At 55.3% G+C, this 21043-nt stretch carries 17 protein-coding genes, 1 tRNA gene and 1 pseudogene; 6 read left to right on the forward strand and 13 right to left on the reverse strand.

All coding sequences use genetic code 11. The features are described from left to right. Positions 1-87 precede the first annotated feature (87 nt). Complete coding sequence (locus NLX71_RS16420; RefSeq protein WP_254364893.1) at positions 88-924, reverse strand: response regulator transcription factor; 837 nt, start codon at positions 922-924, stop codon at positions 88-90. Then, entirely contained in the window at positions 903-1295 is a 393-nt protein-coding gene (locus tag NLX71_RS16425) for a Fur family transcriptional regulator (RefSeq protein WP_254364894.1), read from the reverse strand. Before NLX71_RS16425 ends, NLX71_RS16420 begins: the two co-directional genes overlap by 22 nt. A 166-nt stretch (positions 1296-1461) precedes the next feature. Here NLX71_RS16425 and NLX71_RS16430 point away from each other — a divergent pair. Both NLX71_RS16430 and NLX71_RS16435 read left to right on the forward strand, forming a co-directional pair. Beyond that, positions 1462-2301: pseudogene (locus tag NLX71_RS16430) on the forward strand (sensor histidine kinase); the annotation flags it as partial. 146 nt (positions 2302-2447) lie between these two features. Then, a complete protein-coding gene (locus tag NLX71_RS16435; RefSeq protein WP_254364895.1) occupies positions 2448-3113 on the forward strand; it encodes an NAD(P)H-dependent oxidoreductase in 666 nt (221 codons plus the stop codon). 267 nt (positions 3114-3380) lie between these two features. On the opposite strand, the gene NLX71_RS16440 is transcribed toward NLX71_RS16435, so the two are convergent. The 5 genes from NLX71_RS16440 to lplA all read right to left on the reverse strand — a co-directional run bounded on the left by NLX71_RS16440 (position 3381) and on the right by lplA (position 9398). Continuing rightward, positions 3381-3527: a dockerin type I domain-containing protein gene (locus NLX71_RS16440; RefSeq protein ID WP_254364896.1), complete on the reverse strand. Its 147-nt coding sequence runs from the start codon at positions 3525-3527 to the stop codon at positions 3381-3383. 203 nt (positions 3528-3730) lie between these two features. Then, positions 3731-5611, reverse strand: a complete 1881-nt coding sequence (locus NLX71_RS16445) for a hypothetical protein (RefSeq protein WP_254364897.1) — start codon at positions 5609-5611, stop codon at positions 3731-3733. Between the two features lie 246 nt (positions 5612-5857). Continuing rightward, a complete protein-coding gene (locus NLX71_RS16450; protein WP_254364898.1) occupies positions 5858-7078 on the reverse strand; it encodes a multidrug effflux MFS transporter in 1221 nt (406 codons plus the stop codon). Between the two features lie 329 nt (positions 7079-7407). Further along, positions 7408-8283, reverse strand: coding sequence for a GNAT family N-acetyltransferase (locus tag NLX71_RS16455; protein ID WP_254364940.1), 876 nt, complete (start codon positions 8281-8283; stop codon positions 7408-7410). Positions 8284-8411: 128 nt separating this feature from the next. Next, positions 8412-9398, reverse strand: a complete 987-nt coding sequence (gene lplA, locus NLX71_RS16460) for a lipoate--protein ligase (RefSeq protein WP_254364899.1) — start codon at positions 9396-9398, stop codon at positions 8412-8414. A 229-nt stretch (positions 9399-9627) separates the two neighbouring features. Between lplA and NLX71_RS16465 the strand changes: the two genes are divergently transcribed. From NLX71_RS16465 to NLX71_RS16475, 3 genes are all read left to right on the forward strand, one after another. Next, on the forward strand, positions 9628-9981 hold the full coding sequence (locus NLX71_RS16465; RefSeq protein ID WP_254364900.1) for a c-type cytochrome: 354 nt from the start codon (positions 9628-9630) through the stop codon (positions 9979-9981). Between the two features lie 225 nt (positions 9982-10206). Beyond that, entirely contained in the window at positions 10207-10893 is a 687-nt protein-coding gene (locus NLX71_RS16470; RefSeq protein ID WP_254364901.1) for a queuosine precursor transporter, read from the forward strand. 660 nt (positions 10894-11553) lie between these two features. Beyond that, positions 11554-13086, forward strand: a complete 1533-nt coding sequence (locus NLX71_RS16475) for an MDR family MFS transporter (RefSeq protein WP_254364902.1) — start codon at positions 11554-11556, stop codon at positions 13084-13086. A 187-nt stretch (positions 13087-13273) separates the two neighbouring features. Here NLX71_RS16475 and NLX71_RS16480 read toward each other — a convergent pair whose 3' ends face one another. After that, entirely contained in the window at positions 13274-14452 is a 1179-nt protein-coding gene (locus NLX71_RS16480; protein WP_254364903.1) for an NAD(P)/FAD-dependent oxidoreductase, read from the reverse strand. Positions 14453-14488: 36 nt separating this feature from the next. Further along, positions 14489-14923, reverse strand: a complete 435-nt coding sequence (locus tag NLX71_RS16485; protein ID WP_254364904.1) for a DUF1641 domain-containing protein — start codon at positions 14921-14923, stop codon at positions 14489-14491. A 443-nt stretch (positions 14924-15366) separates the two neighbouring features. Between NLX71_RS16485 and NLX71_RS16490 the strand changes: the two genes are divergently transcribed. Beyond that, positions 15367-15443 (forward strand) — tRNA-Asp (locus NLX71_RS16490). Positions 15444-15702: 259 nt separating this feature from the next. Here the strand turns inward: NLX71_RS16490 and abc-f are convergent. The 4 genes from abc-f to NLX71_RS16510 all read right to left on the reverse strand — a co-directional run bounded on the left by abc-f (position 15703) and on the right by NLX71_RS16510 (position 21043). Continuing rightward, a complete protein-coding gene (gene abc-f / locus NLX71_RS16495; RefSeq protein ID WP_254364905.1) occupies positions 15703-17652 on the reverse strand; it encodes a ribosomal protection-like ABC-F family protein in 1950 nt (649 codons plus the stop codon). 101 nt (positions 17653-17753) lie between these two features. Further along, positions 17754-17897, reverse strand: a complete 144-nt coding sequence (locus NLX71_RS16500; RefSeq protein WP_254364906.1) for a hypothetical protein — start codon at positions 17895-17897, stop codon at positions 17754-17756. Between the two features lie 113 nt (positions 17898-18010). Then, the gene (locus NLX71_RS16505) at positions 18011-20578 is read right to left on the reverse strand and encodes a chemotaxis protein CheW (protein ID WP_254364907.1); all 2568 of its coding nucleotides are present in this window, start codon (positions 20576-20578) and stop codon (positions 18011-18013) included. A 36-nt stretch (positions 20579-20614) separates the two neighbouring features. Beyond that, entirely contained in the window at positions 20615-21043 is a 429-nt protein-coding gene (locus tag NLX71_RS16510; RefSeq protein WP_254364908.1) for a chemotaxis protein CheW, read from the reverse strand.

Raw genomic sequence — 21043 nt, forward strand, 5'->3', positions numbered from 1 at the left:
GACCTCATTGTACCATCGCTGCATGACGGAATCATGAGCATCCCGTGAGTTTTTCATGAAGATCGGATGAAGCGGGCGGCCGACTTGTTAGTCGGCCAGCCTGTACCCGACCCCGCGCACCGTTGCGATGTACTGCGGTGCGGCGGGATTGTCGCCCAGTTTTTTGCGTAAGCTTTTCACATGAACGTCGACGACGTTGCTGCCGCCGGCAAACGAGCTGCCCCAGATGCGGTCCATGATCTCGTCGCGCGACATCACGGCCCCTTGCGCTTCGAGTAGCATCAGCAAAATCTCGTATTCCGTCTTCGTGCATTCGATACGAACACCGCCGCGCTGGACCGTCATTTTCTTGATGTCGATCTGCAAATCCTTGAAGCTGCCGACGCTGTTCCCTTCTTCCGCATCGGCCAGACCGCTGAGCTTGCACTCAATACGGTACATCGCCTCCTGTAGACCCGTCGGCCACGGCAGCAGCTCCCCGAGTCCGGCGAAGCCGTTATCCGCCATCTCCCGCTCGCCGACCAGCAGCACCGAACGGGCCTGCTTCTTCGGATCGGAAGCTAACGCCTCCCGAATGCCGGCCACGCCTTCCCAGTCCGCTGTTGTCACGTCGAACACGAACAGATCGACAGCCAACGCATTCATGACCTGGGCTTCGAACCGGTGAAATACGAGAACGTCGTAGCACTCGCCCGCCAGTCCGTTGATCAGCGGATGCAGCGAGCCCGGGAACGGACTGATGACGGCTACGCGCTTCGTTGAGATGCACAGGAAAGGCCTCGTCCCGCCCGTCTCTCCTGTGCTTGAAGCCATAGACGCCGCCGGGCGTTCGGCAAGCCGATCCGCGTCGGCCATTCCGGCGCCCTCCGTTTGCGAATAACCCGCTTGCATGAGCGGCTTCATTATGCGTTCGGATGTTTGCATGAATTGCATACCCCCTCGAAGACGACTTGGCTGTGATGCACGTCGTAGTTCGTTTTCGCGGCAACCTCCCGAATCCATTCGGCAGGCGGCGCGGACAGCACTTCATCGACCCGCCCGCACTTTTTACACACGATATGGTAATGGTCTTCCGTTCGTCCATCGTAACGACAGGCGGTCTCCCCTAGCTTAAGTTCTCGAATCAGCCCCGCGTCCGTCAAGTACCGAAGCGAGTTGTACACCGTGCCATAAGCAAATTGGTGGCCGTTCGTACGCAGCCGCTCCATAATCTCGGCCGCCGTCGGATGATCCTCGCAGCTTTGGATCAGATCCAGAATCGTTTTGCGCTGCGTGGTTAAATTCAATCTGCTCATCAGGCTCACCCCTTGAATAGTATTTAGACTTAGTATAAATTTAATTGAGGTGAAGGTCAATAGCGGGGAAGCAATAAACCTGCCGGAACTAGCCTGCGCGGTTCTCCAATTTCCCTTCGTAAGAAATTCGTAAGAAAACGGGTAGCTTTTTTGATAAAAGTCTCTCCGCATCCTGACCGGCGCGGAAGCCATCGCCTCCGGCCGGTTCGACTATACGATCGAGGAGAAGGGCCGCGGCAATCTGGCCCGGCTGGCGCACCTGCTGAACAACATCAAGCAGAGCATTAAGACTTTCGTCGAACGAGAGACAAAGAGCGAACGGTTGAAATCCGAGCTGATTACGAACGTATCCCACGATCTGAAAACGCCGCTCACCTCAATCATGAACTATGTCGATTTGCTCAAGCATAAGGACCTGCCACCAGAGACCGTAGCGAGCTATGTCGAGATCCTGGACCGGAAAACGCAGCGGCTGAAGGTGCTGATCGACGATTTGTTCGAAGCGTCTAAAATGGCAAGCGGGTCCGTGGAACTGGCGGTGGAAAACATCAATGTCACCGACCTGCTGGAGCAGGCATTGGCCGAATTCAGCGATAAAATCGAGGCTTCCACGCTCACCTTTCGCGTCCGGGTGGAAAACCCGAAGGTAACCGCTCCGCTGGACGGGCGCAAGACATGGCGCGTCTTCGAGAACCTGATCAGCAATGCGCTCAAATACGCGATGCCGCATACCCGGGTTCACCTCACGTTAACCGAAGAAGCGGACAAAGTCGTCTTCACGATCAGCAACGTAGCCGCCTACGAGCTTAATTTCGATGTGGACGAAATTTTCGAGCGGTTCAAGCGGGGGGACCCGTCGCGGAATACCGAAGGCTCGGGCCTCGGGCTTGCTATTGCGAAAAGCATCGTCGAGCTGCAAGGCGGACAGCTTCGCATCGACATCGACGGAGACTATTTCAAGGTGCGCGTCGAGTTTGTCCGGGAAGCGAAGGCCGCCGCATCTTAACCCTTATGTTGCCCGCGGCCTCTTTGCCATCACAGTATACAAATGAGAACTATATAACAAAAATGTGCGTACTTACGTATTTGGATGCTGGAGGTTATAATGCTAAACAGGAACTCATCGAAATCATTGAAAGCGAGGCGTTACCAATGGAAGCAAGAAAACAGCAAATTTTAGAGGCGTTTCAGTTCAGACATGCGTGCAAGGAATTCGATAGCAGCCAAAAGATCAGCGACGCCGATTTCCAGTTCATTCTGGAGACGGGACGGCTGTCGCCAAGCTCCTTCGGCTTTGAGCCGTGGAAATTTGTCGTCGTGCAGAATCCCGCAATTCGCGAAAAGCTGCTGCCAGTCACTTGGGGAGCGTCCAAGCAGTTGCCGACCTCCAGCCATTTTGTCGTCATCCTCTCCCGCACGAAAGCCGATATGGTCGCCGATTCCGACTATATTCAAAACATGCTGACGAACGTCAAGCAGTACCCGGAAGAGATCCGCGCCTACTTTACCAATATCTATCACAAGTTTCTGGAAGTAGATTTCGACCTGCTCGACAACGAACGCGTGATGTTCGAATGGGCAGCCCGGCAGACCTATATTGCTTTGGGCAACATGATGACGGCAGCCGCACAAATCGGCATCGATTCTTGCCCGATCGAAGGATTCGACAAGGCTAAAGTAGAGCAGGTGCTTCGAGAAGAAGGGATTCTTCAAGGCAACTTCGGCATTTCCTGCATGGCCGCTTTCGGCTACCGCGTGGCCGAACCCCGGCCCAAAACAAGACAATCGCTTGAGCAAGTCGTGCAGTGGGTGAACTGATTCCGAGCCTGGCGTCTTCTCGCGGGTAATCGGTTTGCCCTATAGACAACCCCTTCGATCCGCAGCGGAAGAAGGGGTTGTTTGTTCTAAGCGGACGTACCGGCGTCGCCGTTACCGGTCCGCCGCCTTTCGTTCGACCGGAAAGGACTTTTTTATACAATGTTCCCCGTGAAACGCTTTTTCAGTGTCGAAAAGGAGCGAAGCTGCGCGATTTATCGTTTATGCTCACATCCCCGCACATACTATCCTTCTTCAACAATCAAGCGGTCAACCCGCAACTTTATTCGCCACATACTGCAAGTCCGTGTTGTCGATGACGCCGTCGTTGTTCAAGTCGTACATGCTGTCGTATCCCGGCTGTCCGGCGCGCGTGCCGCTATGCTGCGAGATGAGACGTATACACCATCTGACCATGATGCGGGCTCATCGCAACGACTGCCGGCGGCGGCGTATCCTTCACCGGCCTTGGCTTCGTCGTGACGTCCACAGCTGGCCCCGTTGTGCTCCAGTTGCCTGCCTCATCCCCCGCTTCCACCTTGAACCGGTACGCCGTCGCAGGCGTCAGCCCTACAACGTCATACGTCGTCCCTGTGACGGTTGCGATTAAATCCGCGCCTTTATACAGCTTGTAAGCCCGTCACTGCCTTATCGTCCTCCGCGGCGTTCCAGGACAAGCGGACACTGCTTGACGTCACATCCGAGGCATTCAAGCGGCTTGCCTTCGGCCAAGTCGGCGGAGTGGAGTCGGCCGTTCCCGTACGGACGGCGAACAATGTCCCGTTGATCGCCCCGATCCATTTTCCCTGCAACCATAGCGGCTTTAACAGACCCGACGAGATATACATGTAGTCGCCCCGACCGGCAGCGGGATTTTCGCTCAAGTACAGATTATCTTTTATGAACTTCTGGGAGTTTTTAAAAACGACGTCTCCGCGGCTCGTCAGCGTAACAATACTGCTATCGGAACCGAGATCGGATACTTGCCGCTTCGTGCCATCCGGGGCTTGAACCCAGGTTTGTCGAATTCGTTTCGATCCTTCTTCCTTTGTAAAAGCGACCCATCCTTGATTAATCTGATAGTCGGTGCCTTCCATCGTCGATTTGTCGAACGTACTCAAGGTCTGAGACCCTGCCGGACCCTGAACGATGATGGATTCGGCTTGCTTCATTGGATTAGGATCTATTCGACGAGCATATACAATCGAGCTTCCGTCGGTTAGCGGATTGATATTGCTGTTAACCGTATCATTTGTAATCTGAGTTAGGGTGCCTTGGGCCCACTTATAAATATTGTGAGTGCCTTGATTCATCGTTGCCGAGAAAACAACTTCTCCGTTAGCCGTTACATCTATGCCGGCAAAACGCCCCTTGGGAATCACTTCCTGGTTTGTACCGGAAACCAGGTTCCGGAGTACTAGCGTGTATCCGTCAACTACATAGTCCCCTAAAGCGTTAGTGAATAAGGCATAATCCCCTTTAACTTTCAAGCTACCGATAGAATCCGGTTTGCCCAGTACAAGCAGTTGTCCGTCTCGCCACTCCACCACGTTGTTGTGATGATTTTCCACGTCATTCGCAATAAAGATTGCGCCTTGAGGGGTTAAATAACCCGGGGAATTGTTATTAGGCGCTTTATCCCGCAAGGTAGGAATAGGTGTCACTTGGCCCGTTAGCCGATTTTTGATTTCCAGTTGTACGTAATCGGTAAATGGCTTATCCTTATCCGGCTTGGCGTACAAGATACGGTCCGGACTAATATCCAGAATCGCTATTCCGTCAACCGTATCCATCCGGGAAAGCTTATCGCTGGAATCGATACTGATATCCCGCTGCTTCAGGGTCTCCTGCCCTCTAGAGTCCTTTGCCCAAAAATCCAGCCGGATCGTCCTCCCGTCCAACGAAGCAAAAGAAACTTCCTCATCGATCCGGTCTACACCGTTAATTGTTTTTTCTAACCCCCCAATCTTAACCGTTAGCGACGTACAGCCAATTGCGACATCATCGTCCGTACAAGAAGCTTGGATCCGCAGCTTGGGCGTCGCCACCGCTTTGTTCAGCGGGCTGGCAATATGGATAACAGGCTTCTCGTCGTAAATCACTTGAAAGCTTTTCGTATCCCTATTCCCTCTGGAATCGATAGCGGTTAGCGTAACCGTTTTTTTGCCTTTGGACAGACCCGCAATCCGAAGCTGGCCGGTCCAATCGTAGCATCTTATCCGAGTGCAGAATGGATAATCCGGCTGGGTCAAGTCCACCCTGACCGTTTCAACCTCGGCGGAAAGCTGCTTGACTTCGTACGTGCTGTCCACACTGGCAGCTACGCGAAACTCGTCCCCGACAAGCTCATCCCTCCCCGGATAATACCCGGTAATGCGGATTGGAGAATCCGCCGCCGCAGCCGATTCCGAGAATGGCAAGTACGCCGGATGAGAAACAAGTAAAATAATGAACAACAGAGCAATGATAAAACGACGAACATTCAAGGATATAGTTGACATAGTAGGCATAGCACCCCCCAACAATTTGGATACATTTTGTATCTGTTTTGCTATTTTACTCACAAAACGATTTAAACACGAGTATTATTAAGCAAATTTTAGAAACTATTTTTTCATTTTAGATACAAACCGTAACGCTGCATGCAAGCAAGCATCGAACTAACGCCCCTTTCCTTCTCTGCGCGAAACGCAAAAAAGACCTTCCCACACTGGAAGGTCGCAAAGATTGCGGAGGACCGCAAACGATCAAGCCTTTTTTTCATACCGCCGCACGAGCAGCCAATAGCATAGCACAGAGCTGACATCGGCTGCGGCGATCACAATCCCCATCGGCACAGCGGTCTGATTGCCTGCGATGCCGACCAGCGGCGCCACGATCCCGCCGAAGATGAACGACAGCACGCCGAGCAGAGCCGAGGCACTTCCCGCCGATTCGCTCTGGTTGCGCATCGCTAGCGAGAAGCCAGCCGTGGACACGATCCCGACGCTGGATACAACGAAGAACAGAGGCACCAGAATCGCATACAGCCCGGCTCCCGACACGATCGCAAGCAGCAGCGCCACACCGGCGACGGAAGCGAGCGCCAGCCCGCTAACTAGCAGCCGCTTGTCGCTGACCCGTCCGGCCAGCCGCCCCGCGACCTGCCCTGCGAGAATGATACCAAAGCCGTTAATCGCGAAGCAAACGCTGAACATCTGCGGCGACACGCCGAAAATATCCTGAAGCACGAAGGGCGAGCCCGAAATGTAGGCGAACATGGCGGCAACAACGAAGCCCTGCGCCAGAGCGTAGCCTATGAACATCCGGTCGCTCAGAAGGCGGCGGAACGTCGTGAGCGTATTTCCCAGGCCTCCCTTGGACCGCCGCTCCTGCGGCAGCGTCTCCGGCAGCGCCAGCACGACTGCGATCAGCATCAGCACGCCGAGCAGGCCGAGCACGACAAACACGCCGCGCCAAGAGGTGACTTCCAGCAGCTGCCCGCCCACGATGGGCGCGAGAATCGGCGCCGCCCCGTTCACCAGCATCAGCAGCGAGAAAAACTTCGTCAGCTCCGTCCCCGAGTACATATCCCGCACAATCGCCCGCGAAATAACGATCCCCGCGGAGCCCGCCATCCCTTGGATAAAGCGCAGCAGCACCAGCAGCTCGGCGGACGGAGCGATAGCGCAAAGCACGGAGGACACGCCGTAGAGGATCAGGCCGATCAGCAGCGGCAGCCGCCGGCCGCGCACGTCGCTGACCGGCCCGGCATACAGCTGGCCGAGCGCCAGCCCGAGCAGACAAGCCGTCAGGCTAAGCTGAGCCATCGACGTGCTGCTGTTCAGATCGCCCGCCAGCTTCGGCAGTGCAGGCAAATACATATCTAGCGAGAGCGGCCCGAAAGCGGACAACGAGCCTAAGATGAACACCATCCATATCCGGCGCGACGGCACGGAGCCTTGCGCCGAAGCTTCGATCCGGCTCATAGGCCCAAGCCTCCGTTCTGCGTCCGATCCTCATGCTCCGTCATCGGCATCATCACCCGATTTTGGTCAAACACAACCTTTCCTCCCCGATTCATTCAGCGACACATCTCTTTCTTATCCGTAGTTGGGACAGAGGCATGTTCCCCCTAATATGCAGCCCCTTGTTGTAACAATTATAGTTACATGTAGGTTTGAAAGTCAATGCAAAATACGAGCAGCAGCTGCGGCTGACGATGCGTTTAAGCCGTGCTTTCTAACCCTTATTCAGAAAAAAACGCAAGCAGCCTCTCGTTCCGAGGCACCTGCGTTCTGCTGCCGATCGATCTCGCCTATTCGCCGAGCTCCATCGTATAATAATCGTTCGCGTTCAGCGCCCGGAAGCCGCACGACTCGTACAGCCCGAGCGCCCGGGGATTGTCCGCCGCAACCTCCAGCTCGAAGCGGCTCGTCCCGTCTTCCCGGTATATGCGCTCTATCGTCCGGGCCAACGTTTCCCGCCCGCATCCGCGTCCCCGGTACTCCTTTAATACACAGAACCCGAAAATAAAGGCGACGCCTTCATTCACACGTACAGTCAGCTTACCGATCGGCTTACCGCCCAGCTCCGCGACATACGTTTTCTCTTTCTCGTCCGCTACAGTCGTCTCTACGAATACTTTGGCATCCTCAAACGTCATATCGAACCCCTGCCGGTTGAGCTCCGTCAGCAATTCGATATCGTCCGCCGTCGCCAATCGGAGCTCCAGCGCTTCCGCTTGCCGCGTATCCGGAACTTGCGGCGGTTGCCCGTTCGGCACCCGCATCTCCATCCAGTGCTCGGAGAACGAATAGACCGCTCCCCGGGCCTGCAGGAACGCTTTGCCTGAAGCCGAACGCTCCTGACATATAAAGATCAGCTTCGGAATCCCGCGGCGTCTGCATTCTTCGGTCGCCGCATCGGCCAGTCTGGTGAACACGCCCTTCCGTCGATGACGCGGATGCACCATGCCGCTGATCTCCGCTTCCGTCGACCCGAAGGAGTAGATCCCCAGAAAACTGATAAGCTCTTCCCCTTCATACATCAAAAAGTCGTTCGTCACCCCGGCCGGCCTTGCGGAAAGCATGTCCCAGTTTAGCTTCAGCGTAATGCCATCTTTCGTGTTGCACAGGTCTGCGAGTGTCCGAATATCGCGCAATTCTTGCTCCGAGAGTCCTTGTTTCTCCATCAATTTCAATCCGCTTCCTCCACTTCGTTACCATTTTATCTTCAGTATACAGTCGTAGAGAAGGCTCCAGCGGATAATGATTGGTTTACAATCATTTTTTCCCGAAGCATCCAGCCAAAATCCACCGCTTATAACAGCAGCTCCAGCCACTCGTCCTTGGTCACCTGACCGAAGTAGTGCTGCAGATTCACATCATCCAGCACCCCAGCCAGCGCAGCCGTATCGTAACGGACACCTTCCAGCTTGGCGGCAAACTCGGACGCATCCCCTTGGCCGAAGAAATCGCCATATATTGCAGCCTCGCGGATTACTCCCGCTTCCACGTACAGCCGGACGTCGAACGTGCCGGCAGACAGGCGCTTCACGCGGTGAACGTTGAACGCCGGGGACCGGCCGTAGTTCCAATCCCAGCTCCGGTACCGTTCGTCCGCAAGCTGCCGTACCGCTTCCCAATCGGCTGCGCTCAGCTCATACCGCTGAACCTCCGATCCTTCGAAGATCGAGTCCAGCAAATGCTGCCTGAACGCCTCAATCGTCATTGGCCCGCTCAAAAATTCCGCAATGTTCGCCACCCGGCTGCGGACCGACTTCACTCCCTTCGACTTGAACTTCTCCGGATTGACGTTTAGCGCAGATGCGACATGGTCCATCTGCGAATCGAACAGCAGCGTGCCGTGGGTAAACATCCGCCCTTTGGTAGCAAACTGCGCATTGCCGGATATTTTCCGCTCCCCGACTTGAATGTCGTTGCGTCCCGTCAGCTCCGCCTCAACGCCAAGCCGATGCAGTGCGCTAATCACCGGCTCGGTAAACTTGCGGTAGTTGTGGAAGGACTTGCCGTCATCCTTCGTAATGAAGCTGAAATTCAAGTTCCCGAGATCGTGGTATACCGCCCCGCCGCCGGACAGACGCCGCACGACATGAATGCCGCGGGCCTCGACGTACTCCCGGTTGATTTCCTCGGCCGTATTCTGGTTTTTCCCGATAATGATCGACGGTTCGTTGATATAAAACAACAAATAATCATGGTCCGCCGGAAGCTGCTTCAGGGCATATTCCTCCAGCGCCAGGTTCAATGCGGGATCGGTAATGCCGTTATTGTCAATGAAAAGCATGGGCTTTTCCCCCTTCTCCTGTTCGAACGGACAGCTCCCCGTTCCAGCTCTATTATAGCAAGGGCCGCAGTTGGGATCGAGTGCCCTGTCCGCCGCGGCCTGTGCATGAAAAAAAACCTCGCAGGAAAACCTAGGTTCGACATCCCTGAATGCACAGGGATGGGAGTTTGATTATGGCCGGGGGTCCTCGGTCGACAAGTTCCAGCATTCTTACAAAGGAGCCCGCCAGATGAACAAAACATTCGTATGCGTCGCCCTTCTCCTTGCCGTTTCACTGTCTGCTTGTAATCAACCCGCCAAAACGCCGCCGCCCGTGGATCAAGGAGCCGCAACCCCCGCCCCGGGAGGCGGAACCGCTACCGTGGATGCGCAAGCGATCTATAAGCAAAATTGCATCAGCTGTCACGGCGCCAATTTTGAAGGCGGGGTCGGCCCTGACCTGACGAAGGTAGGCGGCAAGTACTCCAGGGACCAGATCGCGGCCATTGTTGCCAATGGCAGAGGAGGAATGCCTGCGTTCAAAGGCAAGCTGTCCGATGCCGATACCGGCGCCGTCAGCGATTGGCTCGCCGCTAAGAAGTAAGAGTAAGAGGCCCCCTCTACGGAACCGGGGTATGCTTTGCCAATGGAAAATCCCCTGAACCGGCTGCCCTGAACGATACTGCGGCTTCTTCAGGGGATTTTTATGTAAAATCGTTCCATTCCTTTTCCCGAACGTTTCTGCTATTCTGTTATTCGATTGGGCTTCCGGCCCATCCGCGGTTCGAGACCATCCCGCGTTATCAAAACTAAGGGGAGGAAACGTTAAGTGTTTAATTTGGCATGGGGAATTTTGTTTGTTGTCGTGAATTTTGCTTTGTTTCTGCTTTGCTATCGTTTTTTCGGGAAGAAAGGACTGTACGCCTGGATCGGCTTCGCCACTGTGCTGGCCAACATCCAAGTCGTCAAAACGATCGAGCTACTCGGCATCGTGATGACCCTCGGCAACACCGTCTACACATCCATCTACATGTCGACGGACCTGCTCAACGAGAAGTACGGGACGAAAGAAGCCAAGCAGGCGGTATGGTTTGGCTTTTTCAGCTTGGTCGCTTCAACGGTCATCATGCAGATGTCGCTCGTGTTTACGCCGCAGGAAAGCGACATCGCGCAGAGCTCGCTGGAGAAGATCTTCGGCTTAATGCCGCGGCTGGCTGCCGGCAGCTTATGCGCCTATTTTATCAGCCAGTTCCTTGACGTGCGGGTATACAGCTATCTGAAGAAGCGGTTTCCCGTGTACAACCAGTTCTGGATTCGGACGAACGGCAGCACGGGGCTTAGCCAGCTTGTGGACTCGCTGGTCTTCTGCACCATCGCTTTCGCCGGGGTGTACACGCTGGACATCTGGCTGCAAATTTTGCTGACGACGTACTTATTCAAATTCGTCATCTCCGTCGCCTCAACGCCGGTGCTCTACATCGCCCGCAGCTTCCGCATCAAGGAAGACAGGGCTTGATTCGTGATAAAGGCGCTTTTATCCGCTGCTGGAAGCTAAGCTTAATGGAAAATAGGAAGTATTATTTATGGCGCATTCAGGGGATACGTGGTATGATTAAGACTATAGTCAATGGATTCTGGCAACGATAAGAAAGAGACCATGAAGTGTTGGTCGCACATCATGGTCTGCTGGATAACAAGCTGTGACGCTAACCCACGGCGCGCTTTAGTGAAACTTTAATAAGCGGAGAAAAACCACCGAAGGCCGGTCAAGCTAATCGGTGGTTTTTCATTTGCGCCGCTTACGTTTTAGCCATTTGTACAGCTTCCGACCACTAAACCAAAGGCTTAGGAACGTCGCTAGTATCTTTAAGGCGGTGTATAACGTAGCAAATGTGACCAGGGCAATCACCTCCTTAGAGGCAGCTACCGCAGGTCATTCCACCGTACTTGTTATCCTAGTGGAATTATAGCATAAAAACTCTATTAATATAGCATTTTCTAGAAATACAATTTTGATACACTTCACTATGAATTCAGTATTGAATAATAGGTCATCCGGTAGCTCCCAAAAAAATTTATATCCAATCCCTGAATCCTGACATCCAGTTGTCAGCGGAACTAAGGTATAGTATATCTATAAAGCTTAGAACTTCATACCGGAGGTAAACATCAACTCATGAGCAAAACAAACAACAAAACCGGGATGGTCGTAACGGGGCTGCTTCTCGCAATCCTGATAGCCTCGATGGACAATACTATCATGGCGACTGCGATCGGAACGATTGTCGGCGAGCTCGGCGGATTCGATAAATTCGTCTGGGCGACCTCCGCCTACATGGTGGCGGAAATGGCAGGGATGCCGATCTTCGGCAAGCTATCCGATATGTATGGACGCAAACGTTTTTTCGTCTTCGGGATCATCGTCTTTATGCTCGGCTCCGCCCTCTGCGGAACGGCAACCTCGATCGAACAATTAAGCATTTACCGAGCGATCCAAGGGATTGGCGGCGGGGCCTTGGTGCCGATTGCCTTCACGATCATGTTCGACACAGTCAAGCCAGAGAACCGGGGAAAGCTCGGGGGGCTATTCGGCGCGGTATTCGGCATGTCCAGCATTTTCGGTCCGCTGCTCGGGGCTTATATTACCGATTACATCCATTGGAGCTGGATTTTCTATATCAATCTACCGCTGGGGCTAATCTCGTTCGGCATGATTGCGTTCTTCTATAAAGAATCCCAGGCTCATTCGAAGCAGCGGATCGACTGGTGGGGCGCCATAACGCTGGTCGGAGCCGTCGTCTGCCTCATGTTCGCGATGGAGCTCGGCGGGAAGCAGTATGCCTGGGGCTCGGTTCAAATCCTGGGCTTGTTCGCCGGATTTGCGATTCTTACCCTGTTGTTCCTGTTCGTCGAAAAACGCGCCGAAGAGCCGATCATTTCGTTCGACATGTTCCGGAACCGGCTTTACGCCACAAGCAATGCCGTAGCAATCATGAGCGGGGCGGCATTCATTACGGCTTCCGTCTACATTCCGATCTTCATTCAGGGCGTGCTTGGCGGAACAGCCACCTATTCCGGCCTGATGCTGCTGCCGATGATGCTCAGCTCGGTCGTTACGGCAACCTTGGGCGGCTTCTTGATGACGAAGATACCGTTCCGGTCGATCATGATTCCGACACTGGTCCTGCTTGTGCTGGGTCTCGCCCTTCTCACGACCTTAACGCCGGAATCGCCGCGTTTTATCGTCACGCTGTACATGATCTTGACAGGCCTTGGGATCGGAGCTTCCTTTTCCGTGCTCAGCAACGCGGCGATCCATTCGTTCCCGGCCAGCCAGCGCGGGGCGGCGACGTCTACACTCAATTTTCTTCGCTCGCTCGGCATGACGCTCGGCATCACGCTGTTCGGCATCATCCAAAGCCATGCGCTGACCCGGAAGCTGACGGAGGCTTTTCCGGGGAGCAGTCAAGCCACCGTCCCGCAGGGCGTCGACTTCAGCGACCCTCATGCGCTGCTGGACCCGGCCACCCGCGCCCAGATCCCTCCGCAAGCGCTGAGCACGATCACGGAAGGGCTGTCGTCCTCCGTCGTCCTGACATTTGCTTGGAGCGTGATTCCGGCAGGTTTGGCGCTGGTTGCGGCCTTCGCGATGAGCAAGGAGAAGCTGGACCCCGCAGCCGAATCGGAAGGCCACACGGCCTCCCATTGATACGCGCAAGAAGCCTGTGACCCCTTATGGAGGTACAGGCTTCTTGTGCGCCTACGCCAAAGCTTGTCCCAGAACTTCCACTGCCAGCGGCCCTGCCCTCCCCCTTCGCGCCTCCCGTCCTCCTGACGCAAACAAACCAAAAAGGCACCCGGTGGGTGCCTTTTTGGCATACATGCTATGGATTGTCTTAATAAGCCAAAGTAAACAGGCCGTTGATATGAGTCAAATAGCGAATGTTGCTGCCTTCTTTCATCAGCGAAGCCGGAAGACCTTTGAGGCGCGTTTGGTTTCCGCCAACCGTGCCGATCGCGTCTTTGCGGCCAAGGCTCGCCAGCGTACCGGAGAATACCGGCGTGAACGTATCCATCGGCGCACCGTTGAAGGAAGCGAAAATGTTATGTCCGACCGTCTCACCCATTTGCCAAGCCAACTGCGCCGTCGGCGGGTAAGGACGTCCTTCGTTGCCCATAACGACCGCGCTGTCGCCGGCGAGGAAGATGTCTTTGTGGGACGTGGATTGCAAGCCTTCCGTTACCGTGGCACGGCCGCGGTTGACTTCGATACCACAGTTAGCCACAACAGAGTTGCCTTGTACGCCGCCGGTCCATACGAGTGTGTTCGTCTCGATGGAGCTGCCGTCCTTCAGGAATACCGTCGTCTCCTGCATTTCCGTAATCGCAACGCCGGTCAAGAACTTCACACCGCGCTTTTCCAAGCTTGTTTTCGCACGCTCGACGAGCTCCGGTGCGAAGCCGGCCAAAATCGACGGACCCGCTTCCACGGTATAAAGGGAAATATCGTTAAAGTCGACGCCTTTGCTGCGGCAAAGCTTAGGCAGCATGTCCGCAAATTCGCCGACAAGCTCGATGCCCGTCAATCCGCCGCCACCGACAACGAATGTTGCGTCAGCTTTGTTTTTCGTACGGCTGTACTCGTCGATGCGAGCTTCCACGTGCGCGCGAAGGCGATTGGCGTCGTTCACGGATTTCAGAACGAAGCTATGCTCCTGCAAACCTGGGATGCCGAAGAACGCCGTTTCGCTGCCGAGAGCAATAACGAGCACATCGTAATCGTATGTTTTGCCGCTGGCCATCAGAACTTCTTTCTGGTCTGGGCGAATCTCTTCGACCGTATCGATCTGAAGATTGACGTTTTTGCCGCGCAACAGCTTTTCCAGCGGCAGCGCTACCGCTTTCTCCGCCAGGTTGCCCGCAGCCAGTCGGTGCAGCTCCGTAATAATCTGATGCGTCGGAAAACGATTCACGACCGTAATCGTCGCTTCTTCCGCCGTCATGTACTTCCGGGCCGTCAGGGCGCTCAGCAATCCGCCGTAGCCGCCGCCTAGTATCAAAATTTGCTTAGCCATCCTGTTCATCCGCTCCTTGATTCAGCTTTCCTATTATTATTGACGCTGCTGCTGGCGCTCAGCCAAAACTTCCAAGAATGCCTGAGAAAAACGGAACATCTTCTGTACTTGCGGGTCTTTCAGCATTTTGAGCAACCCAAACAGACCGATCGTTGTAGATTCTTCTTGCGCACGGTCGTTCGCTTCGATCGCCGCGGAAGCCAAATTTTTGGCTTTATCCTGAATCGGCTTCACGAATTCTTCAACGCCGCCTTTGATGTCGTCGATAAATACTTGGTCCGTGGCCACATTTTGCACCAAATCGTACGTTTTGGTGAGGATGGTCACCATTTCCGCCAGCTTCGGCAAATTCTCGACCAACACCGTCAAAGATTCCTGCACCTCGGGCTTCATCAACTGATCAAGCACATCCAAGGATTCCCGGGTGGGCTCGGCTGCAACTACCGCTTGTTGAGTGGATGCTACTGACATTAGAGAACGTCCTCCTTTACTTTGGAATAGAAGTCCGTTAATTGTGTCGATACCTGGTCAGGCAATGCAAACATCATGTTTTTCTCGAAAATATAGGAACAAGGAGAAGCCCGTTCGGAGGCCTCCCCTCACGCTTGTTACAATTTTCACATTTTCGAAAGCATGATCAGGTCGAAACGGAACCCTATATACTTATAGATTATACCTCCGAAGTGGGGGCCGTGGAAAAACAAATTTCGACATTTGTGAATATTTTGTGACTATCTAGCGTTCAATTTCTGGAATGTGTCCATTTGTAGTCAGGAACCGATAGAACCGGGAAACGAGCGGCCGCGGATTACTTTCCGGGACCAGGTACGGCCTCCTTCATTCGGCCTATTCTTCTCCCCGAGCTGCTTGCTAAAATCGGGTGGTCGTGTTAATATCATATTTGTCCCTAACGCGGAGCCGTGGTGTAGAGGCCTAACATGCCTGCCTGTCACGCAGGAGACCGCGGGTTCGAATCCCGTCGGCTCCGCCATTTGATATACTTCTTAGCAAGGGATCACATTCATCATACATAAACAACCGGGCAGGGGAGATCCTGCTCTTTTTTGTATACCTGCGAGGTGATTCGATGAGACGCGGACGGTTCGCCCCGACGCCTTCGGGGCCGATGCACATCGGCCGGGAGACACTCGGCCTTCTGACTGACAGTTGTCTGAATTCAGTTTATCCAAAAAAGGACCGTTCCACGCCTCCTTCACCGACGTGGAACGGTCCTTCGTCTTTGCCCCTGCTTACCCTTGTTCCTCTCCCGCCGCCATCCATTGCTCATAGAGGCGGTCAAGCTCTTCCTGCACGGCTTCCCGCTCCGCCCATCGCTCGCTAAGCGAACGGGCATCCGTACCCGCCTCCTGCTCCTGCATAGCGGCATCCAAGGCGGCGAGCCGTTCCTCCACTTGGGCAATGGACCGCTCCAGCGTGTCGCGCTCCTGCCTGTGGTCCGCCGGTTTCCCGCTTCCGTTCGGCCTCCTCTGCGCCGCAGGCTTTGTCTTCACGGCCACAGGAGGAGAGGCGGCGGACCTGCCCTGAACCACAGCATTTTCGCTCGTATTCTCACGCTGCTTCCGCTTCTCCTGATACTCGTCGAAGTTGCCCAGATAGACGGTAATCCTGCCATTGTCTAACTCCCAGATGCGCCCGGCCATCCGGTTGATGAAATAACGGTCATGGGAGATGGCGAGCACGGTGCCCGGGAACGTCTCCAGCGCTTCCTCCAGCGCTTCCCGCGAGGCGATGTCCAGATGGTTCGTCGGCTCATCGAGCAGCAGCAGATTCGGCTTGCGAAGCACCAGCAGTGCCAGCCTCAGCCTCGTCCACTCCCCGCCCGACAGCAGATTGACCGATTTGAACACATCTGGGCCGTAAAACAAATACTTGGCCAGAACTCCCCGGGCCTCTCCTTCCTCCAGACCCGCTTCGCTGCGAAAATAGTCCAGCACCGATTTCTTCGGCCCATCCGGGTACTCCTGCTGGGCCAAATAGCCGATGTCCACGCGCGCGCCCCATTCGAACCGCCCCTCGTCGACGGTTTCCTCGCCGAGGATCAGCTTGAACAAGGTCGATTTTCCCGCCCCGTTCTTCCCTATAAGCATAACCTTGTCTCCGTAAGCCAGCGCTCCGTCGACCGCGTCCAGCAGCTTCCGGCTCCCGTAGCTTTTGCCGATGCCCTCCAGCGTCACCACCTTGCGGCCCGAGCGGTCCGCCTGCGTGAGCTCGAAATCGGCGCTTTTCGCCTCCAGCACCGGCCGTTTCAGCTTCTCTATGCGGTCCAACGCCTTTTGCATCGAAGCCGCCCGCCGGAAAAACTTCCCGTTGCCGCCGATCCGCCCCCACGTTTCCAGCTGCTTGATCGCCTCCGCCATCTTCTTGATCTTCTTCTGCTGCTCCTGATAATCGGCGAACTGCTGAAGCAGCCGCGCCTCCTTTTCCTTCATATAGTCGGTATAGTTGGTGAGGTATGACTGCGACTCGCCGTCCTCCAGCTCGACGATCTTCGTAACGACCCGGTCCAGAAAATACCGATCGTGCGAGACGATCAGACACGAACCGTCGTACTGGGTTAAATAGTCCTCCAACCATTCGACCCCGTGCAAATCAAGGTGATTCGTCGGTTCGTCCAACAGCAGCAGCTCGGGCTTGCGAATCAGCTGCGAGGCCAGATTGATGCGGGTCTTCTCGCCTCCCGATCGCGTGGCGTACGCCTGGGTATAGCTGCCGCGGTCAATCCGCAGGCCGTCAGCGACCCGCTCAATGACGGCATCCAACTCGTAGCCGCCCTCGCGCTCGAACTTCTCCTGCAGCGCCGCGTACTGCTGCAGCCACCCGGCCAACCGGTCCGGGCCATCGGCAGCATCCGGCTCCGACATGAGCTTCTCCAGCTCCGTCATCTTCAAGCGGCACTCCAGCAGCTCCTGATGGCCGAGAGCCAGTACGTCATATACCGTCCGGCCTTCGAACTCTGCCGGAATTTGTGTCAAATAGCCGATGCTGGTTCCTTTCCGGATGGCAAGCTGGCCGGCGTCGGGACGAAGCCGCCCGGCGATCAATTGCAATAAAGTCGATTTGCCGCTGCCGTTGCGGCCGATCAGTCCGATGCGCTCGCCTTGCCGAATGTCTAAGTTTACATCTTCAAGAACAAGCTGTGCGCCATGGTACGCTTTTATATTTTGACAGTTAACGATCATCTTAAGTGTCCTCCTTGTATGATCCTACCTACATGCAAATGCAACAAAAAGAGCCGCAGGAAAAAATCCCTACGGCTCTTCGGACTAGCATCCGTTTGCGGTTAAGGTAGGATTATTTTCGCGAATGGTGAAACCGTATAGGCATTTTTGGACAGACCTCTCCCGTTGACGGAAAAAGCATGCACTAGGCCAGCCAAAACTACCATCAGCTGGCTAATACGGTTGTTCACCATTTCGTGATTCATCTTACCTTCACCTCCTTGTTCTAGTTATTTACAACTCTAACATATCAGACGAGCGGTTTGCAAGCTTCATCAGGAGTCTCCGTCTGGACTAGCACTGAAGCAACGTCTCACGATTATAGTTGTACGGCTTCCCCGACTGCAGCGCCTTCCAGCAAACGGTCCATATCGAGCAAAATAAAGAAGCGGTCGTCCTGCTGATAAATTCCGCGAAGGTACCGGTCGTCGATGCGCATCACGGAGCCGGCGGCCTTGATCCCGGCATCCCGGACGCGCAGCACTTCCGTCACCTCGTCGATCACGATCCCTACGTCCCGTCCTTCCGCCTCCATCACGATAACCCGCGATGTTGCCGTCGTCTTTTCCTCCGGCAGACGCAAGCATTGCCGCAGATCGTAAACCGGCAGCACCGTTCCGCGCAGGTTGATAATGCCCAGCAGCTCCGAGGGGGCGTTCACCATCCTCGTCACCGGAGGAATCGCGATAATCTCCTTCACCTTGCGGATGTCCAGCCCGTACTGCTCGCCGGCCAGCTTAAAGGCGACATATTGGGACTCCCCGCTTTGGACCGCGTCCTTCTTCTGCATCTCGCTCTGTTTGGTCAAAAGCAGCGAGCCTTCTTCCTTGATCAGCGAGCCGACGTCCAGAATGAGCGCCACATTGCCGTTGCCGAGGATGGTCGAGCCTGCGATATACGGCACCTCTCCGACAAACGGACCGAGCGATTTGATGACAATCTCCTGATTGCCGACCGTCTCGTCCACGACCAGACATACCCGCTTCTCGGCCAGGCCGACGACAACGACAAGGAGCCTGCGCGGCGTATCGTCCTGCGGAATCCGGAAGCGCCGATGCAACCGTACGAGCGGGAAAACGATCCCGCGAATGACGCAGACCTCCTGTCCTTGGACGGTCTCGATATCCTCGGCGGACAAACGGACGATCTCGATGACGTTCACAAGCGGAAGCGCAAAGGTGCTGGCTCCCAGCTTGATCAGCAGCGAACGAATGATCGCCAAGGTCAGCGGCAGCTTGATCGTAAATACCGTGCCCACGCCGGGCGAGCTGTCGATGTCGATCAGGCCGTTCAGCTTCTCGATATGGGCACGGACGATGTCCATTCCGACCCCGCGGCCCGACAAGTCCGTCACGCGCTCGGCCGTCGATACGCCGGATTTGAAAATGAGGAACATCAGCTCTTTGTCCGTCATCCGGCTTGCTTCTTCCTCGGTCACAAAGCCTTTGGCAATCGACGACTGTTTAATTTTGAGCGGATCGATCCCCCGGCCGTCGTCGCGGATAGAAATGACGATCTGATTCTCCTGATGGGCGGCCTTGAGCAGCAGCCGACCCTTGGCCGGTTTGCCCGCTTTCACTCGCTCTTCCGGGCTTTCGAGCCCATGATCCACGGCATTGCGCAAAATATGGATGAGCGGATCGCTAATCTCTTCAATCAGCGTGCGGTCGAGCTCGGTTTCTTTTCCTTCGATGGCGAAATCGATCTCTTTGCCGATGTGGTGGGCCAAATCCCGGACCATCCGCGGGAACCGGTTGAACAGCTGCTCGATCGGCAGCATTCTCGTCTTCATCATCCCGTCCTGCAGCTCGCCGACGACGCGGCTCAGATGGTTGCAGATGTCGTGTAGCACGGCCACGTCCGGGTTTTCCTTGAATTGCCGGGATAGCCGGTTCTTCACTTCGATCAGACGAGTGTTGTCGATAATCAGCTCTCCGACATAATTGAGCAGATTTTCGAGCCGATCCACATCGACGCGCACCGTCGGATTCACCTTGATCTTGGCATCCGGCTCCGTTCTTGCGCTGACCGGCGCTGCGGGGGCCGCTTCTTCCGACGTGTACGCGTCGGCGGAAGCGGCTTCCGTCCCCCCGCAGAAGCTGTCCAGGTTATCCGGCGTAATCATCGTAATGTGATAGGAATCGATATGCGAGATATGATTCAGCGTCTCGGCGAGCGACCGCTTGTCTTCTTCCGTAATCAGCGTCAGCAGCAGCGTGCCTTGGAACGCCTGCTCGTCCTCAATCGTTTCCGTCGGCGGGGATACGGCGATGACTTCCCCCGATTCCTTCACCTTCGTGTAGACGAGCAGTGCCCGGACCGATTTCATCACGGCGTCCGGCGTAATCCTGACATACAGCGTCATGACCTGAAACCCTGATTGCAGCGCATGAACGATGGCCTTTTTTTCATGTTCGTGAAACTTGACAACCTGCTCCCACACGTCATGGGCCTCGTTTTTCGGGGTCGCCTTGCTTTCGGTCTCCCCCGGCTCCCCGAGCGCCCTGCGCCGGATGCCGTCCAACGATTCGACGAGCGGCCCGATGTCCGCTTCTTCCGGCTGCCCTTCGACAATGGCCTGCTTCAACACCTTGATATAATCGATACCTTGAAACAGCAGCGTAATCAGCGAGGAGTCCACGGCCAGCTGCCTGTTCCGTATCAGCTCGAACACGTTCTCGATCTGATGGGTCAGCTCCTTCATCCGGTCGAAGCCCATCGCCGCCGAGGAGCCTTTGAGCGTGTGAGCTGCGCGGAAGATGGCTCCGATCGTCTCCATATCGTCCCCGTCCTGTTCCAGCTTCAGCAGCATTTCGTCCAGCACCTGCAGCTGCTCGTCCAGTTCGTCGAGAAAAATGCCCAGGTAGGCCTCCGTATTAAAGCTCACCTTGAAAACCTCCTTCCTTGCTCCGAAAGTGCCGCCTCACCCGAACAAAATGCGTTCGAGCTTCAAAATGCCCGCAAGCCCCGCCCCTGCTCTGCCTACGCCCGAGATGCAGGGGTGCTCCGCTCCGCCCGCCCGGTCCGGGGGCGGCTGGATGTCGTCGATGGCGGTCACCTGAAACACTTGATCGACCACGAGTCCCACCATCATCTCTTCGTGACGGATGACGACAATCCGGCTCGATTTCGTAAACGGCGCCTCCGGCAGTCCGAACCGGCTGCGCAGGCTGACAACAGGGGTTACTTTTCCCCTTAGGTTGATGACCCCCAGCAAGTTCGGGCGGCCGCCGGGAATCGGCGTAATCTCCTGCATTTTAATAATTTCATGGATTTCGTGAATATGGATCGCATATCTTTCTTTCCCGATCCCGATCTCGACAAATGGTCCCTGCTCCGTTACCGTCGACAT

It is taken from the genome of Paenibacillus sp. MZ04-78.2, from assembly GCF_024213375.1.
GTDB lineage: Bacteria > Bacillota > Bacilli > Paenibacillales > NBRC-103111 > Paenibacillus_G.

Excerpts from the sequence above, each read along its gene's own strand:
- NLX71_RS16500 (WP_254364906.1), bottom strand. The coding sequence starts at position 17,897 with ATGAATCACGAAATGGTGAACAACCGTATTAGCCAGCTGATGGTAGTT.
- NLX71_RS16475 (WP_254364902.1), top strand. The coding sequence starts at position 11,554 with ATGAGCAAAACAAACAACAAAACCGGGATGGTCGTAACGGGGCTGCTT.
- NLX71_RS16465 (WP_254364900.1), top strand. The coding sequence starts at position 9,628 with ATGAACAAAACATTCGTATGCGTCGCCCTTCTCCTTGCCGTTTCACTG.
- NLX71_RS16450 (WP_254364898.1), bottom strand. The coding sequence starts at position 7,078 with ATGAGCCGGATCGAAGCTTCGGCGCAAGGCTCCGTGCCGTCGCGCCGG.
- NLX71_RS16440 (WP_254364896.1), bottom strand. The coding sequence starts at position 3,527 with ATGGTCAGATGGTGTATACGTCTCATCTCGCAGCATAGCGGCACGCGC.
- NLX71_RS16425 (WP_254364894.1), bottom strand. The coding sequence starts at position 1,295 with ATGAGCAGATTGAATTTAACCACGCAGCGCAAAACGATTCTGGATCTG.
- lplA (WP_254364899.1), bottom strand. The coding sequence starts at position 9,398 with ATGCTTTTCATTGACAATAACGGCATTACCGATCCCGCATTGAACCTG.
- NLX71_RS16485 (WP_254364904.1), bottom strand. The coding sequence starts at position 14,923 with ATGTCAGTAGCATCCACTCAACAAGCGGTAGTTGCAGCCGAGCCCACC.
- NLX71_RS16420 (WP_254364893.1), bottom strand. The coding sequence starts at position 924 with ATGCAAACATCCGAACGCATAATGAAGCCGCTCATGCAAGCGGGTTAT.
- NLX71_RS16510 (WP_254364908.1), bottom strand. The coding sequence starts at position 21,043 with ATGTCGACGGTAACGGAGCAGGGACCATTTGTCGAGATCGGGATCGGG.
- NLX71_RS16455 (WP_254364940.1), bottom strand. The coding sequence starts at position 8,283 with ATGGAGAAACAAGGACTCTCGGAGCAAGAATTGCGCGATATTCGGACA.
- NLX71_RS16445 (WP_254364897.1), bottom strand. The coding sequence starts at position 5,611 with ATGTCAACTATATCCTTGAATGTTCGTCGTTTTATCATTGCTCTGTTG.
- NLX71_RS16435 (WP_254364895.1), top strand. The coding sequence starts at position 2,448 with ATGGAAGCAAGAAAACAGCAAATTTTAGAGGCGTTTCAGTTCAGACAT.
- abc-f (WP_254364905.1), bottom strand. The coding sequence starts at position 17,652 with ATGATCGTTAACTGTCAAAATATAAAAGCGTACCATGGCGCACAGCTT.
- NLX71_RS16480 (WP_254364903.1), bottom strand. The coding sequence starts at position 14,452 with ATGGCTAAGCAAATTTTGATACTAGGCGGCGGCTACGGCGGATTGCTG.